General features: G+C 35.2%; 13 protein-coding genes. 2 read left to right on the forward strand and 11 right to left on the reverse strand.

Annotated elements, in window-relative coordinates:
- Window positions 1–61 precede the first annotated feature (61 nt).
- Window positions 62–2,104: a tetratricopeptide repeat protein gene (locus tag VFM92_RS13065; RefSeq protein ID WP_325122667.1), complete on the reverse strand. Its 2,043-nt coding sequence runs from the start codon at window positions 2,102–2,104 to the stop codon at window positions 62–64.
- A gap of 154 nt (window positions 2,105–2,258) precedes the next feature.
- Between VFM92_RS13065 and VFM92_RS13070 the strand changes: the two genes are divergently transcribed.
- Window positions 2,259–3,395: a BamA/TamA family outer membrane protein gene (locus VFM92_RS13070; RefSeq protein ID WP_325122668.1), complete on the forward strand. Its 1,137-nt coding sequence runs from the start codon at window positions 2,259–2,261 to the stop codon at window positions 3,393–3,395.
- A 7-nt stretch (window positions 3,396–3,402) separates the two neighbouring features.
- Here the strand turns inward: VFM92_RS13070 and VFM92_RS13075 are convergent, their stop codons facing one another.
- Together VFM92_RS13075 and VFM92_RS13080 are read right to left on the reverse strand one after the other, a co-directional pair.
- A complete protein-coding gene (locus tag VFM92_RS13075) occupies window positions 3,403–3,903 on the reverse strand; it encodes an MrcB family domain-containing protein (protein ID WP_325122669.1) in 501 nt (166 codons plus the stop codon).
- Between the two features lie 290 nt (window positions 3,904–4,193).
- Window positions 4,194–4,982, reverse strand: a complete 789-nt coding sequence (locus VFM92_RS13080) for a DUF547 domain-containing protein (protein ID WP_325122670.1) — start codon at window positions 4,980–4,982, stop codon at window positions 4,194–4,196.
- 54 nt (window positions 4,983–5,036) lie between these two features.
- On the opposite strand from VFM92_RS13080, the gene VFM92_RS13085 reads away from it, so the two are divergent.
- The gene (locus tag VFM92_RS13085; protein WP_325122671.1) at window positions 5,037–5,753 is read left to right on the forward strand and encodes a TIGR04283 family arsenosugar biosynthesis glycosyltransferase; all 717 of its coding nucleotides are present in this window, start codon (window positions 5,037–5,039) and stop codon (window positions 5,751–5,753) included.
- Between the two features lie 62 nt (window positions 5,754–5,815).
- On the opposite strand, the gene aroF is transcribed toward VFM92_RS13085, so the two are convergent.
- The 8 genes from aroF to VFM92_RS13125 form a co-directional block, all read right to left on the reverse strand.
- Window positions 5,816–6,829: a 3-deoxy-7-phosphoheptulonate synthase gene (gene aroF / locus VFM92_RS13090; RefSeq protein WP_325122672.1), complete on the reverse strand. Its 1,014-nt coding sequence runs from the start codon at window positions 6,827–6,829 to the stop codon at window positions 5,816–5,818.
- A gap of 169 nt (window positions 6,830–6,998) precedes the next feature.
- Entirely contained in the window at window positions 6,999–7,796 is a 798-nt protein-coding gene (gene trpA / locus VFM92_RS13095) for a tryptophan synthase subunit alpha (RefSeq protein WP_325122673.1), read from the reverse strand.
- A gap of 111 nt (window positions 7,797–7,907) precedes the next feature.
- Entirely contained in the window at window positions 7,908–9,089 is a 1,182-nt protein-coding gene (gene trpB / locus VFM92_RS13100) for a tryptophan synthase subunit beta (RefSeq protein WP_325122674.1), read from the reverse strand.
- A gap of 235 nt (window positions 9,090–9,324) precedes the next feature.
- Window positions 9,325–9,957 (reverse strand): phosphoribosylanthranilate isomerase, encoded by a 633-nt coding sequence (locus VFM92_RS13105; protein ID WP_325122675.1) that lies wholly within the window; start codon window positions 9,955–9,957, stop codon window positions 9,325–9,327.
- A 31-nt stretch (window positions 9,958–9,988) separates the two neighbouring features.
- A complete protein-coding gene (gene trpC, locus VFM92_RS13110) occupies window positions 9,989–10,810 on the reverse strand; it encodes an indole-3-glycerol phosphate synthase TrpC (protein WP_325122676.1) in 822 nt (273 codons plus the stop codon).
- A gap of 115 nt (window positions 10,811–10,925) precedes the next feature.
- On the reverse strand, window positions 10,926–11,915 hold the full coding sequence (gene trpD, locus VFM92_RS13115; protein ID WP_325122677.1) for an anthranilate phosphoribosyltransferase: 990 nt from the start codon (window positions 11,913–11,915) through the stop codon (window positions 10,926–10,928).
- Window positions 11,916–12,071: 156 nt separating this feature from the next.
- The gene (locus tag VFM92_RS13120; protein WP_325122678.1) at window positions 12,072–12,665 is read right to left on the reverse strand and encodes an aminodeoxychorismate/anthranilate synthase component II; all 594 of its coding nucleotides are present in this window, start codon (window positions 12,663–12,665) and stop codon (window positions 12,072–12,074) included.
- 10 nt (window positions 12,666–12,675) lie between these two features.
- Window positions 12,676–14,085, reverse strand: coding sequence for an anthranilate synthase component I family protein (locus VFM92_RS13125; protein WP_325122679.1), 1,410 nt, complete (start codon window positions 14,083–14,085; stop codon window positions 12,676–12,678).
- Window positions 14,086–14,343 lie beyond the last annotated feature (258 nt).

Genomic DNA, 14,343 nt, shown 5'->3' on the forward strand with positions numbered 1-14,343 from the left:
TTTCCAAAACTTAACAATTTTAGGATTTATTTATCATAAATGACTCCTTGAGATGAAATGATTAGCTAAAAACTCTAAATCCCCATACCAATATATCATCAATTTGCTCCTTATCATCCATCCATTCTTCAATGGTTTCTCTAATAATGATTCCTTGTGTTTCCATTTTTTTTATATGGATAGTTGAAAGTAATTCTTTAAGGTTTTTAATCATGAATTTCTTATCCTCTTCACCTCCAAACTGATCTACATAACCGTCAGTGAATAAGTAAAAACATGTATCTCCAACCAAGTTTATCTCATGGGTATCAAAATCTTTGACGTTTTTACCTTCATCTAGACCAATGGTGGTTTTATTACCCTTTATGTGATATAACTGCTTATTTTGAATATAGATTAAAGAATGATTAGCTCCAGAAAATTGAATTTTATTGGTTTTTTTATTCCAAACACAAATCGATATATCCATTCCATCCCGGTTATCACTTTGTTCTTGGCGGAGAATGTGAATTACATTTAACTTTAATTGCTTTAAGATTTCAGCTGGTTTAGTGACTCCTTTAAAATTTACTAAATGATTAAGCATATCATGCCCAATAAAACTCATAAAAGCTCCAGGAATTCCATGTCCGGTGCAGTCAGCTACAGCGGTTACCACTATTTCATCAGATTCACTAAACCAATAAAAATCACCACTTACTATATCTTTTGGATTATAATAGATAAAAAAGTCTTCTAGTTCCCTTTCAATTCTTTGTGGGAAAGGGAGCAAAGCATTTTGAATCCTTTTAGCATAATTTATACTATCCGTTATATTTTTATTCTTTTGAACAATCGTTTGATTTTTTCGATTGACATCTGTATTAATTGATTTTAGTTTTTCAGCCTGAGTTTCTATTTCCTCTCGCTGTTGGCGAATTTCTTCGTTCTGCAGCTTAAGTTGATTATTAGCTCTCTGCTTCTGATTTTTGGCTCTAACCGTTATGATTACAAAAACAACTAAAATTAGTAAACTACTACCAATGGCCACATTAATGATACGTTGTTGGGAAATCTGTTTTTTCTTTAATTCTTGGTCAATTCTCAAAATTTCATTCTCCTGCTCTTTTTTTGCCGATTCATAAATTATTCTAAGATTTGTAATCTGTTTTTGTTTTTCTTCATCCATTAATTTATCCTCATAAATGAATGCAGAATCTTTATATTGATAGGCTAACTTAAAGTCACCTTTTTGATAAAGCACCTTCGATAAATTTTCAAAAGAATTCACCTGCCACCTTAATGAACTAAGCTGATTTGCTATATTTATTGCAATTCGAATATTTTTTTCAGCTAATTGTAGGTTATTAGTGGCCAGATATAATTCCGAGAGAAAGTTCAAATATTCCACAGCCCCAAAATAGTCTTGATCTTCTAGCAAATATTCCAATGCTTTCTTGGTGAGGTCAATGGCCTTTTCCAGTTCACCTAATTGATGATTAATTTTACCCTGAATACCCAATGCGTAGGCCATTCCATTAATATCTCCTAATTGTTTAAATATTTCGTAGGATTCAATTTCCAACGCCAATGCTTTTTCATTTTGCCCCCATGCCTGATAAACTTCACCAATATTAAGTTTATATACAGCAAAGCTCATAGCATACTTGGCGGAGTCAGTTACTTCAAGTGCTTTAGAATAATACTTTTGGGCATTTTCATAATCTTCCTGATTGAAGTACAGGATACCTAGACTGTTAGAGGAATTCGCTAACCCTTTTGAGTCACCCAGCAACTCATAATTCCTGATCGACTCCAGTAAATTGGAAGCTGCCTTTTCGTAATCTCCCAGAACAGTATAAATCGCACCTAAAATATGTAAGGCCTCTGCTTTTGCTGAATAATTCTCATTTCTTTCAGCTATCCTAAGAGCCTGATTGCAATATTTCAAAGCCAAATCAGGCTCTAAAGTCCGATAAGCTAAGGCCAAATTAAAGAGCGCTTCAATCCGGAGGCTATCGTTTGCGTTTTCAGTAATGTATAATAAGCTATCTACTTCTGATTTCTGAGCCGAAATAGAATTGCAGAATACAAGCGTTATGATTAAAAGAAAAATGTTTTTCATCAAAGTCAAAAAATTAATGAATAAAAGCTCTTTACCTTCCTTCAGTAATTTCTCATTATATTTCGAACTGATACTAAATCAATTTTAAAAAGAATTGAAAATAATCTATTAATTAAATGAATACAAAAATATAATTTTATCTATTTCAATATTCATGGAACAATCCACTAAAAACTTAATATCTTCATTTTTCGTACTACTATTCCTCTCCATAATTGCTCCAAAAATTGCATTTTCTCAGGATATTAAAGATAAGAAAATAGCTGATTTAGACACTGCGATTTATGAAACTGATAAAAACACTCTTTTCCCTCTACCCGTAGTTTACTACACTCCAGAAGCTGGTTTATTTTATGGTGCCAGTATTCTTTACAATTTCTTTACAGAACGCAAAAAGCCAATTAGCCCTAGTCAAATACAGCTGGCAGCAGGCTACACCACCAAGCAGCAAACTTTAATATTTTTACCTTTTCAAATCTTTTGGAATCAGAATAAATGGAGAACTTTAGGTGAATTCGGTTATTACAATTATGCTTATCCTTTTTACGGAATAGGGAATAGCAGCCAACAAGATGTTTTTTCAACCTACAGAGCCAGTTTCCCGCGAGTGCGCGTATTTTTGCTAAAAGAAGCTGCACCCAGTTTATATGTAGGCGGGCGCTACTGGTTTGAAAATTATGATATTATCAGTTGGGATGATTCTGGAGAATTTCAGCAAGAGGATTTTTCTGGTGGAACTTATAACAGAACCAGCGGAATCGGGCCCGCAATGATTTATGACACGCGAGATGCAATTTATTATCCTAGGGAAGGACATTATTTGGAAAGTTTTATTGAAGTTAATCATCAGTATACAGGAAGCACCCATAATTATACAGCTCTTTCATTTGACTACGCCTATTATTACTCTCCAGCAGATAAAACCGTTTTGGCAGCCAATGCTTACTCGTGGTCCAATTTTGGTGATGTTCCTTTTAATAGACTTGCTCAGCTTGGCGGCAACAAAAAAATGAGAGGATATTTTCAGGGGTATTTTCAGGATAATAATTTACTCTTAGGGCAATTTGAAGTAAGACAAGAACTTTTCTGGCGAATTGGTATTAACGCTTTTGCCTCGCTTGGTCAAACCGCTGAAACTTGGGGAGATTATGGCATGAGCAGATGGAATTATGCTGGTGGCGCGGGATTAAGATTCACTTTTGACACCAAAAAACACATTAACGTTAGATTAGATTATGCCGTTGGAAAAGAAAGCAATGGGTTCTATATTGCTTTTAATGAGGCTTTTTAGGAGATTTTTAGACTTTATAAAACGATTTTAGGCTATCCAAAGGTGGCGGTTTTAAAGCAAATGATTGCAAATGGCAGTTATACACAGTTTTTCTAAGGTCAATTTCCAACAAGTCGTTATACGATATGTCTATTTTGGCTCTAAAATCTTCAGCTCGTAGCCTTAGAACGTTTCTCTCGTCTCTTTTATAATATTCTCTAACTTCAGTGACGCCCTGATTTAAAGATAAATACACTCCAGACATATCCGATTTGAATAGAAAAACAGGATAATAGCCAGACTGAGGTGTTTCTGTAATTAAAGTATCTAGAATGGCAATCCATGGATTATCTGTCCAGTTGCCTTTTCCTGGTGAACCAGTAACTTTATAACGTGTTTGGTCAGGTAAAACTTGAGCTATTAGATTATGATATTCATTTCTCAGTTTATTTGCTAGTTGATTACCTGCAAAACCTAACTGCTTCTGTGTCAAATAATTTTCAACTGTTTCTCTAAGTATTCTGTCCATAAAGTTGTTGCAAAAGATTGACAAAGTTTGCCTCTAGATACAGTGAGTTCTTCAATATATCTTGCTAAGCATAATTTCTACAAATCGAAAATTATAAAAATTAAATTAAACTAGAAGTTAAGATAGAAATGTTTTAAGATGGATGAAGCTTTTATATAATTATCAATGAAGTAATTTAATTATTACTGTTTTCCACTAAAAACCTAACACCGAAACAAAAAACCTCAACCAATAATATGATTGAGGTTTTTATCCCGTAAACAATTAAATTTTACTCTCTACAATAAAAACTATTGCAATTCAACAAAATTACCTAAGTCCAACGTCCAATCGTAATCTTTGTAATTTACTTTCGGATCAGCATTTTCTGGGATAACTTCATATTTTCTTAAAAACCCTATCACCCCACCTTTATCAGAAAAATCACCTTTAAACCAATTGAAAAGCGTAGTAACATACACCTCATCTTCACTTTTATCATATTTTGTGGTTTTTTGTAAAAACTGTCTGGTAATTTGATCAAGCTCTTTATCTAATTCATAAGAACTATAAACCGCTACATCAGGGCAAGAGGTGGCTCCACAATTCAAAGAAAAGTGAATTCTACCATCAGTTTCTTCCACTCTAAATTGCTTTTCTAATTTGCTGGCAAAAGGATCTTTCATAAAACCCATGGATAATTTGACTTTCGAGCCACGTATAATACCATGTTCTATAAAATCAAAACTTAATTTTTCACCACCCACATTAATTTGATCGGCTTTAAAAAAAGCTCCTCTATCCTCAAAGAGGGAAGGGTTTTCTTTCAAAATTATTTGAACAAATGCATTATAAGTATTAATCCAAAAGGCTTTCGTCTTATTATCTGTATTTAAAGATTTAGCTAAATCATCTAATGGAATAGCTTTATATTCATTTACATATTTTTGGTAATCGGTTCCATTTTTTACTGCCGATATTAAATTCATACTTAGGCGCACAAATTCATTAGGTTCCTGCCTGATTTTGCTTTGAGCAAAACTGTTAAAACCGATAAAAATCAAATAAAAACCAATCAGTATAGGGCTAAATCTTTTCATTATTGTTATTTCGTAAATTATTTCAATCTAACTACGCATTATTATAAATTTCAGATGCCAGAAACCCATAATAATAAAATAACTATCATTATTCCGACACTTAATGAAGCTGAAAATATCGGTAATTTAGTCCATTATTTAGTAGAAAATGGAAAAAAATCCATTTCGGAAATAATTGTAAGTGATGCTAGCAGTGAAGATGGCACACAGGAAATAGCCGAGAAATTGGGCGTTAAACTTATTACTTCCAAAGTAGCTTCCAGGGCACATCAAATGAATCAGGCCGCAAAAATGGCCACTGGAGATATTTTATATTTTGTTCATGCAGATGCAAATCCTCCTCAAAGCTTTGTTTCTGACATTTTAGCATTCATCGAAAAAGGCTACGATTTTGGTTGCTACCGATTTAAATTCGATTCAAAAGATCCTTTTTTGGCCGTAAATTCCTTTTTTACTCGTTTTAAAGTACTTTGGTGCAGGGGTGGTGACCAAACTTTATTCATTAAAAAATCAGTATTTGAATTGAATAATGGTTTTAACGAAGAGTTTGTGGTGATGGAAGATTTTGAACTAATTAAAAGACTGTGGAAAAAATATCGCTTTGGGATTATTCCAAAATCGGTTTTAGTCTCCCCAAGAAAATATGAAGATAACAGTTATTGGAAAGTAAATATGGCAAATCTTAAAATTTACCGAATGTTTATGAAGGGATACGATCCTCAAATTTTAAAAGAAAAATATTTCCAGTTAATTAAGCATCCGAAAGGATAAAAAAGGCTGGCAAATATTTCACCTTTTGCCAGCCTCTTTTCCAATTATAGAATGAATAAAACTTAATTCAATTCTCCCCTTAGTGCATACGCTTTTCTCATTTTATTAATCATAGCAGTGCTTTCTTCAAAATAAAGCGATTGCTGACCATCACTCATCGCCTTTTCAGGGTCAGGATGCAATTCAAAAATTACTCCGTCAGCTCCTGCCATAACTCCCGCTAATGCTACAGGTTCTACATATTTTCTAATTCCTATACCGTGAGAAGGATCCACTACAACTGGTAAATGAGACCGATCTTTCAGAACCGGAATCGCATTAATGTCGAGTGTATTTCTCGTCATATTTTCAAAGGTTCTGATTCCTCTTTCACATAAAATCAAATCTTCATTTCCTCCACTAAAAACATATTCAGCAGAATAAAGCAACTCTTCAATGGTGCCACTTACTCCCCTTTTAATCATCACAGGCTTGTCTACTTTGCCTAGCTCGTCCAACAAATTGAAATTCTGTGTATTTCTTGCACCTACCTGATAGATATCAATGAAATCATACATTTCCTCTACTTGCGAAACTTGCATTACTTCAGTAATGATTTTTATCCCAGCTGCTTTGGCTTTGTCATGCCACATTTTCAAGCCTTCCATTCCCAATCCACGGAATGAATACGGAGAACTTCTTGGCTTGTAAACTCCTCCACGCATGATTTTTACATTATTTTCTACCAGATGTGCAATTACGGCATCTACCTGCTCTTCATTTTCTATGCTGCATGGGCCAGCCATCACATTGAAATGATTCTGAGAAATAATATCGCCATCACGCAATTTGATTTCAGCAGGATTTACTTTCCATTTCTTTGAAACCAATTGATAATTATCAGAAACCACATGCACATCTCTTACGCCTGCTAGATGTCCGATTTCACGGATGTCAATATCTCCTTTTTCTAATGCCACCAGGTAAAAACCTTTTTGGGTTTGCACTTCACTCACTGATTTAGTGAATTTCCCTAAAGATGAAATGAGTTCTTCTTTTTGAGTATCGTTTATGTCTTTTTCTAATTGTAGTATCATTTTTTAGATTTTTAGAGTCTAGAAGCTAGAATCAAGACTTGATTTCGTGCTTCTAGCTTTTGAATTCTTTTATATTTATTTTCTTACTTTCTAGTAGTTTTATGTAATAAGTTTTATGTTTCTAGTTTTAAGTACAAAGTATAGGGAAAGCTAACCCAGCGCTACTACACTAATTCCCCCCTTTGTGGGCTAGGGGGCCTCTCACCTTACTAATAAAACCCTCAATACTCTTTTCCAGATTATCTTTATCCAAAGCTTTAATAAATGCGCTTCCGATTATTCCTCCATCCGCATATTCATTCACCATACTTAAGGCTTCATGATCGCTAATACCAAACCCTACCATCCTAGGTGTTTTCAAATTCATAGTCTGAATATGTTTCAAATATTCGAGTCTTTCTGGGCTTTCTCCCCAACTTCCCCCCGTAGTACTCGAACTGCTCACCATGTAAATAAAGCCGCCTTCTTGTGCATCAACTTCTCTAATTCGTTCTTCTGAAGTTTTGGGAGTGATTAAAAATACATTTTTTAAATTATACTTTTCAAATAAAGGCTTAAACTGCAGTTTGAATTCATGCATAGGCATATCAGGTAAAATCAATCCGTCCACTCCTACTTCAGCACATTTCTGGCAAAACTTTTCAGTACCGTATTTCAATACATTATTACAATAGCCCATAATAAAAACCGGCTTATCCGTGATTTTACGCAAATCGGCTAATTGCTCAAAAAGCTTGTTTAAATTCATCCCATTCGACAAAGCTTTCATACTGCTTTGCTGGATGGTAGGACCATCGGCTAAGGGGTCGGAATAAGGCATTCCAATTTCAATGACATCCACATCAGCTTTATCTAAGGCTTTTAAAATGGTATTAGTGTCTTCCAAATTAGGGTAGCCAGCTGTAAAATAAATCGTCAGCTTTTCTTTATCCTTTTGCTGGAATATATGTTCAATTCTGTTTTTCATATTAATAGAACCTAGAGTCTAGAATCTAGAACCGAGACAAAAGTCTCCATTCAAAATCCCAAATTCGTAATTAAAAAATTCATAATTCGTAATTGACTATTTAGTAATTAGTCAGTAGTTCCCAAAGTTGATATAAGTCTGCAAATCTTTATCACCTCTTCCTGATAAATTAATTACTACTATATCATCTTTTTTAAATTTAAACTGGTCTAAAGCTGCTAACGCATGAGCTGTTTCCACTGCAGGAATAATGCCTTCCAGCTTACTCAATTCAACTCCGGCATCCATCGCTTCTTTATCGGTTACGTATTTGAAAATTCCTCTTTTACTAGCGTACAAATGTGCATGCAAAGGACCAATTCCTGGGTAATCCAATCCTGCTGAAATGGAATAAGGCTCTGTAACCTGACCATCTTCAGATTGCATCAATAAAGTTTTAAATCCGTGCAAAACCCCTGAGCTTCCCCTAGCGGTTGTCGCGGCTGTTTCTCCACTATCCAAACCGTGACCAGCTGCTTCCACAGCTACCAACTTCACTTTTTCATTGTTCAAATAATGGTAAAATGCTCCAGCTGCATTGCTTCCTCCGCCTACACATGCCACAACATAATCTGGTGCATTAGTGCCTTCTTGCTCTTGCAATTGAGCCATCATTTCTTCGCTAATCACTGATTGGAAACGAGTAACCATATCAGGGAAAGGATGTGGGCCTACAACAGAGCCAATAATATAATGTGTGTCATCAGGATTGTTAATCCAATAGCGCATGGCTTCATTAGTTGCATCTTTTAAGGTTTTAGAGCCAGACGTTGCTGGAATCACTTCAGCACCCAAAATTCGCATACGCTCTACATTGGGCTTTTGCCTTTCCATATCCTTCACTCCCATAAAAACCTTACAAGGTAAATCCAACAATGCACAGGCTGTTGCTGTTGCTACTCCATGCTGACCTGCACCTGTTTCCGCGATTATTTTCTTTTTGCCTAATCGCTTAGCAAGCAATGCCTGTCCAATTGCATTATTGATTTTATGAGCGCCCGTGTGGTTCAAATCCTCTCTTTTCAGATAAATTTTTGCACCATGTTTCTCAGAAAGCCTTTTTGCTAAATATAATGGCGTTGGTCTTCCCACATAATCTTTTAACAATGCTTTGAACTCTTCTATAAATTCTGGCTCTTGCGAAATCTTCAGGTAATTATTTTTCAGCTCTTCAATATTCGGATGCAAAAGCTCAGGAATATAAGCTCCTCCAAACTCTCCGTAATATCCGTTTTCATCTATTTTGATTTCCATATCTTTAGTATTGAGTAGTGAGTATTAAGCACAAAGATAAATCCCCACTATGTTTTCTAATTATTTCAACTATATCTAAATATTAAGTTTTATGTTATAAGTTTTGAGTACAAGATGTCAAGTTTTCCACTTCTAACTCCCAACTCTTGACTTTTAGAGAGCCTTCCGGTCTGACCTTCGGTATTGACCTAAGCATCGCTCGTCCAACACCCATCACCCCACTTCCACCTTCCTACTATTCATAATTCATAATTACTGTCCGTACCTTCTCCACATCCTTCAATCCCGGCTCTGTCTCCAGTTTACTATTAAAATCCAAAGCATAAAGATTATTGGACTTAAAACCACTCATTATTTGCAAATCTTCTACTCCTAAACCACCGCTAAGGAAAAATGGCTTTTTAATTTTACTTTTTTCTAACACATCCCAATTAAATTTAACTCCGTTTCCTCCTGGCAATTTTCCTTTGGTATCGAATAGGTAGTAATCTGCTTCTGAGTATTTATTCAAAATTTTACTGTCGAAACCATTATCAACTGAAAATACTTTTATCACTTCCAGTCCTTCTTCTTTTAAGGCTGTTACCATTTCAGGAGTTTCCTCGCCATGCAACTGTACTACATCAAAAAAACCTTTATCAGCATAGTTCAAGATTTTTTCAACAGTCTCATCCACAAAAACTCCGACTCTTTCTGTTTCTCCAAAATTTAATTTTATAATTTCCTTCATTTGAGCTTCAGAAACATAGCGAGAGGATTTTTCATAGAAAATAAAGCCCAGGAAATCTGGTTCAAATTCTAATATCTCTTGGATATTTTCCTTATTGCGCATTCCGCAAATCTTTATTTTTAATTCTTGCTTGTTCATAGAAACTAAAATTTGGTTTTAAATTGAATTTTTAAACCATCTGTTTGCCTTTTTCCTTAGCAATTAAAGTCTTTACTTGATGAGAAAACCTTTGGCAGGCTTTACCAGGCTCACTACTTTTCATAAAGGTGGTGCCAATCAAAAATCCATTAAATCCTGCATTTTTCATTTTCACCACATCTTCAGGGGTTTTTAAACCACTTTCAGCAATTTTAGGCACACCCGCTGGCAATTGATTTACTAGCTTCTTCGCGACTTCCAAATCTGTATGAAAACTTTTCAGATCTCTACTATTGATTCCTACTAAATCGGCATAATTGCCAAAATGTGAATCCAATTCTTCTTGATTATGAACTTCCAATAAAACTTCCATCCCTAGCTCATGGGCCAAAGAAGCTAATTCTTGACATAATGATTTATCAATCATAGCTGCAATGAGCAAAATAGCATCCGCTCCATGAGCTTTCGCTTCATAAACCTGATAAGGGTCTAACATAAAATCTTTTCGAAGAATTGGGCAATAATTAAATTTTCTAGCAATTTCCAAATCTTTTAAGCTTCCGCCAAATGAAGGCTCATCAGTTAACACAGACAAAGCACTTGATCCACTTTGCATATATCCTATAGAAACTTCTTCCACTGATATATGAGCATTAATCTTTCCTTCTGAAGGTGATTTTCTTTTAATCTCCGCTATGATTCCTGTTTTAGTTTCATCTACTACATAGGATTTCAAACTCACAGGTTTTGATTTATAATATAACTTTTGCTTCAGAAATTCTACAGGGAAAAATTTTTGACGCTCTGCTACTTCTGCTTTTTTATATTCTGCTATTTGTTGTAAAATGTTCATTTCTTTATAAAGATTTTAGATTCTAGAACGTAGAACCTAGATTAAATTTTTTTTATGATTTTTATTGTCAAATCAATAATGAGATAATTAAATGTAAATGTCTTGAATCTAGAATCTAGTCTCTAATTAACTTTTTAAACACCCCATAAGCTTTTCCTGACTCCACTGCTTCTTTGGCGGCTGCTGTTGCGTCTGATAAGTTGCCATGTTTTCCAGCTGCCTGAAGTGCTAATGCACTATTGGCATAAACCACTGAATTCTGGGATTTCGTACCTTCTCCCTTTAAAATATCAGTAAAGATTTTAGCAGCTTCTTCAATAGTCTCTCCTCCGTATATTTCATCTGCTTTTATCTTTTCCAATCCAAAATCGAAAGGCTTTAAAAACTGCTCTCCATTAGATGAAAACACTTTCGTCTCTCCTGTTAGAGAACATTCATCATAACCTTCCAAATCATACACTACACTGTATTTAGTATCCGACTCCTGAAATAAATAGGAATAAATACGTGCTAATTCATGACTAAAAACTCCTGCCAATTGTTTTTTCGGCAAAGCAGGATTTACTAGTGGACCAAGCATATTGAAAAATGTTTTGACTCCCAACTCTTTTCGAATTGGCCCCACAAATCGCATAGCAGGATGAAATTTTGGTGCATGCAAAAAGCAAATCCCACTTTCGTCCAACTGCTTTTCCAGTTCTGACTGGTCATTCGTGAATTCATAACCAAAATGCTCTAGCAAATTGGAACTCCCACATTTGGAAGAAACACCATAATTCCCATGCTTCACCACATTTTGTCCGCAAGCCGCCACCACAAATGCTGATAGGGTGCTTATGTTAAAAGTATTTTTACCATCGCCACCAGTTCCGCACAAATCCATACCATCATAAGCTGATAAATCAATCGGTACTCGCAACTCCATCAAACCATCACGGAAACCGCTTAATTCCTCCACCGTAACCGGACGAATCATAAACAGCGTCATAAAAGCCGCCAGCTCAGAATTGTTAAATTCACCTTGGCCGATTCTTAAGAAAATAGCTTTCGCCTCTTCTTTTGTCAAGGTATTGTATTGTGATAATCTATTTAATAGTTCTTTCATATTTTAGATTTTTAGATTCGAGAATCTAGATTCAAGACTGCTTTATAGTACAAGGAACAGAGTAAAAAGTCCAAAGACATCTCAATCTTATTTCTATTTATTTCTTTTATTGCTCACTACGGTCTGACCTTCGGTACTGACCTAAGTGTTACCATCCTACTTCCTACTTCCCCCTTTGGGGCTTAGGGGGGCAATCCAATTCCTCAAAATCTTTGCACCTTCGGGTGTCATGACTGATTCAGGATGGAACTGCAATCCACAAACATCATAATCTTTATGTTGCAAAGCCATGATTTGTCCATCTTCGGAGCGAGCTAAAATTTCCAAATCTGCGGGAAAGTCCACCTCATCAATCACCCATGAATGATATCGTCCTATATTGATCTCCTTTTCAACGCCCTCAAATAAATAGTGAGTATCAAGAGTTGCCCTACTTTGAATTCCGTGCATAACATGCTGTATGTTCAAAAGTTTCCCTCCAAAAACCTGCCCTATTGCTTGATGACCAAGACAAATTCCTAAAATCGGCTTTTCTGGAGCGTATCTTTTTATTAAATCTAACATGATACCAGCATTTTCAGGAACGCTTGGCCCAGGTGAAAGCAAAATTTTATCATATTTAGATGCCTCCTCTACAGTTATTTTATCATTTCTGATAATCTCCACTTCTACATTCAAATTTAATTGCCTAATTACCTCCACTAAATTGTAAGTAAAGGAATCGTAATTATCTAGTAATAATATTTTCATCGCCTTATACTTATTTTTGGTGTTGGTCAAATAAATTCTCTGCTTTTTCCATTGCTTTTCGTAAGGCAAACAATTTATTATGCACTTCTTGCAATTCACTATCAGGATTAGATAATGCCACAATACCTGCTCCTGCCCTATAATTCAATTTATTGTCTTTACTCACAAAAGATCGTATCACGATGGCGTGATTTAAGTTTCCGTTCAAACCGATTAAGCCTACCGCACCTCCATATAAACCTCTTCCTGTTGGCTCATATTTATTAATTAATTCGAGTGCTTTATATTTCGGAGCTCCACTTAAGGTTCCCGCAGGAAATGTATCTGCCAATAATTTAACGGCTGATTTTTCGGGAACATCAGCCGTCACTTTACTAACCAAATGGATCACGTGAGAATAGAATTGAATTTCTTTGTAAACTTCCACTTTTACATTCTCTCCATGCTTAGATAAATCATTTCTGCCTAAATCCACTAACATGGTGTGCTCAGCATTTTCTTTTTCATCATTCAGTAGTTGCTCTGCCAATTTTGCATCGGCCTGGTCATCTCCAGTCCTGCGATAAGTACCAGCTATTGGATTAACATAGGCTTTCTTTCCTTTTACACCCACTTGTGCTTCAGGTGAGGAACCAAATAATTTATAATCGCCATAATCGAAATAGAATAAATAAGGAGAAGGATTTAAAGAGCGCAGGGCACGATAAACGGTGAATTCATCTCCTTTAAATGATTGTGAAAATGCACGGGATAGCACCATTTGAAATACATCGCCTATTTTGGCATGATCTATTCCTTTATTGATGATTTTTAGAAATTCTTCATCCGTCATATTAGATTCCTCTTCACCAACTTTTTTGAATTGGAATTGAGGCACAGAACGATTTAAGATAACCTGAACTAAATCATCAATATCGAAATCGTACTTTTTTTCTAGCGTATGTTCAAAGACGTACAACTCATCTTTAAAGTGATCAAAAACTAAAACAAATCGATAAAAATGATAGCGAAGGAAAGGAATATCTTCCTGCACTTTTTCAAAGTGGATATCTTCGAAATATTGAACTCCATCAAATCCAGTGGCTCCAAAGAAACCACTTTCTTCAAAATCTTCTTGAGGAAATAAGTCATCTGCTTCGAACTGATTAATAAAATCTTGTAGTTTCGTTGGAAGGTCTAATTTACTCTTCAGTTCCTCCCTTACTTCGACTCCTTCAATTTCGGTGTAAAAAGCAGTTTCAGTTGCTTTTACTTCTGCTATCGATTGTACACCAATGTATGAAAAGCTATTTCTTCTGGTATGATAATCGGAACTTTCCATCAGAAAAGTATGAGGAAACTGATCCCTAAGTCGTAAATAAAGCGCTACCGGAGTAAATGAATCTGCCGGAAGTTTGATGTGTGATTTCTTAATTTTCATTTATGCTATATTATTTGATTAAAATCTGCAAGATTTCCTTTAGCAGATAATTTAATATTAATTTCAGTTCAAGTTGTTCAAAACCCCAGCTGACTATTTTAGTTTTAAATCAGCCCATAATCGAGGTACTGTCTTTAAAAGCAAGTAAATAAATATAATTTTTCTAACTTTGTTCTAGCGAAAAGAGGACTTCAGGCGATTCTTTGCATGGAAGTTCATCTTGTGTAGCCTCAGTATCCGCTGGGGCTACTTGTTTTT

Source organism: Marivirga sp., assembly GCF_035704835.1.
In the GTDB taxonomy this organism is placed as follows: domain Bacteria; phylum Bacteroidota; class Bacteroidia; order Cytophagales; family Cyclobacteriaceae; genus Marivirga.

Coding starts and splice junctions, on each gene's coding strand:
- VFM92_RS13065 (WP_325122667.1), bottom strand. CDS start 2,104: ATGAAAAACATTTTTCTTTTAATCATAACGCTTGTATTCTGCAATTCT.
- VFM92_RS13070 (WP_325122668.1), top strand. CDS start 2,259: ATGGAACAATCCACTAAAAACTTAATATCTTCATTTTTCGTACTACTA.
- VFM92_RS13075 (WP_325122669.1), bottom strand. CDS start 3,903: ATGGACAGAATACTTAGAGAAACAGTTGAAAATTATTTGACACAGAAG.
- VFM92_RS13080 (WP_325122670.1), bottom strand. CDS start 4,982: ATGAAAAGATTTAGCCCTATACTGATTGGTTTTTATTTGATTTTTATC.
- VFM92_RS13085 (WP_325122671.1), top strand. CDS start 5,037: ATGCCAGAAACCCATAATAATAAAATAACTATCATTATTCCGACACTT.
- aroF (WP_325122672.1), bottom strand. CDS start 6,829: ATGATACTACAATTAGAAAAAGACATAAACGATACTCAAAAAGAAGAA.
- trpA (WP_325122673.1), bottom strand. CDS start 7,796: ATGAAAAACAGAATTGAACATATATTCCAGCAAAAGGATAAAGAAAAG.
- trpB (WP_325122674.1), bottom strand. CDS start 9,089: ATGGAAATCAAAATAGATGAAAACGGATATTACGGAGAGTTTGGAGGA.
- VFM92_RS13105 (WP_325122675.1), bottom strand. CDS start 9,957: ATGAACAAGCAAGAATTAAAAATAAAGATTTGCGGAATGCGCAATAAG.
- trpC (WP_325122676.1), bottom strand. CDS start 10,810: ATGAACATTTTACAACAAATAGCAGAATATAAAAAAGCAGAAGTAGCA.
- trpD (WP_325122677.1), bottom strand. CDS start 11,915: ATGAAAGAACTATTAAATAGATTATCACAATACAATACCTTGACAAAA.
- VFM92_RS13120 (WP_325122678.1), bottom strand. CDS start 12,665: ATGAAAATATTATTACTAGATAATTACGATTCCTTTACTTACAATTTA.
- VFM92_RS13125 (WP_325122679.1), bottom strand. CDS start 14,085: ATGAAAATTAAGAAATCACACATCAAACTTCCGGCAGATTCATTTACT.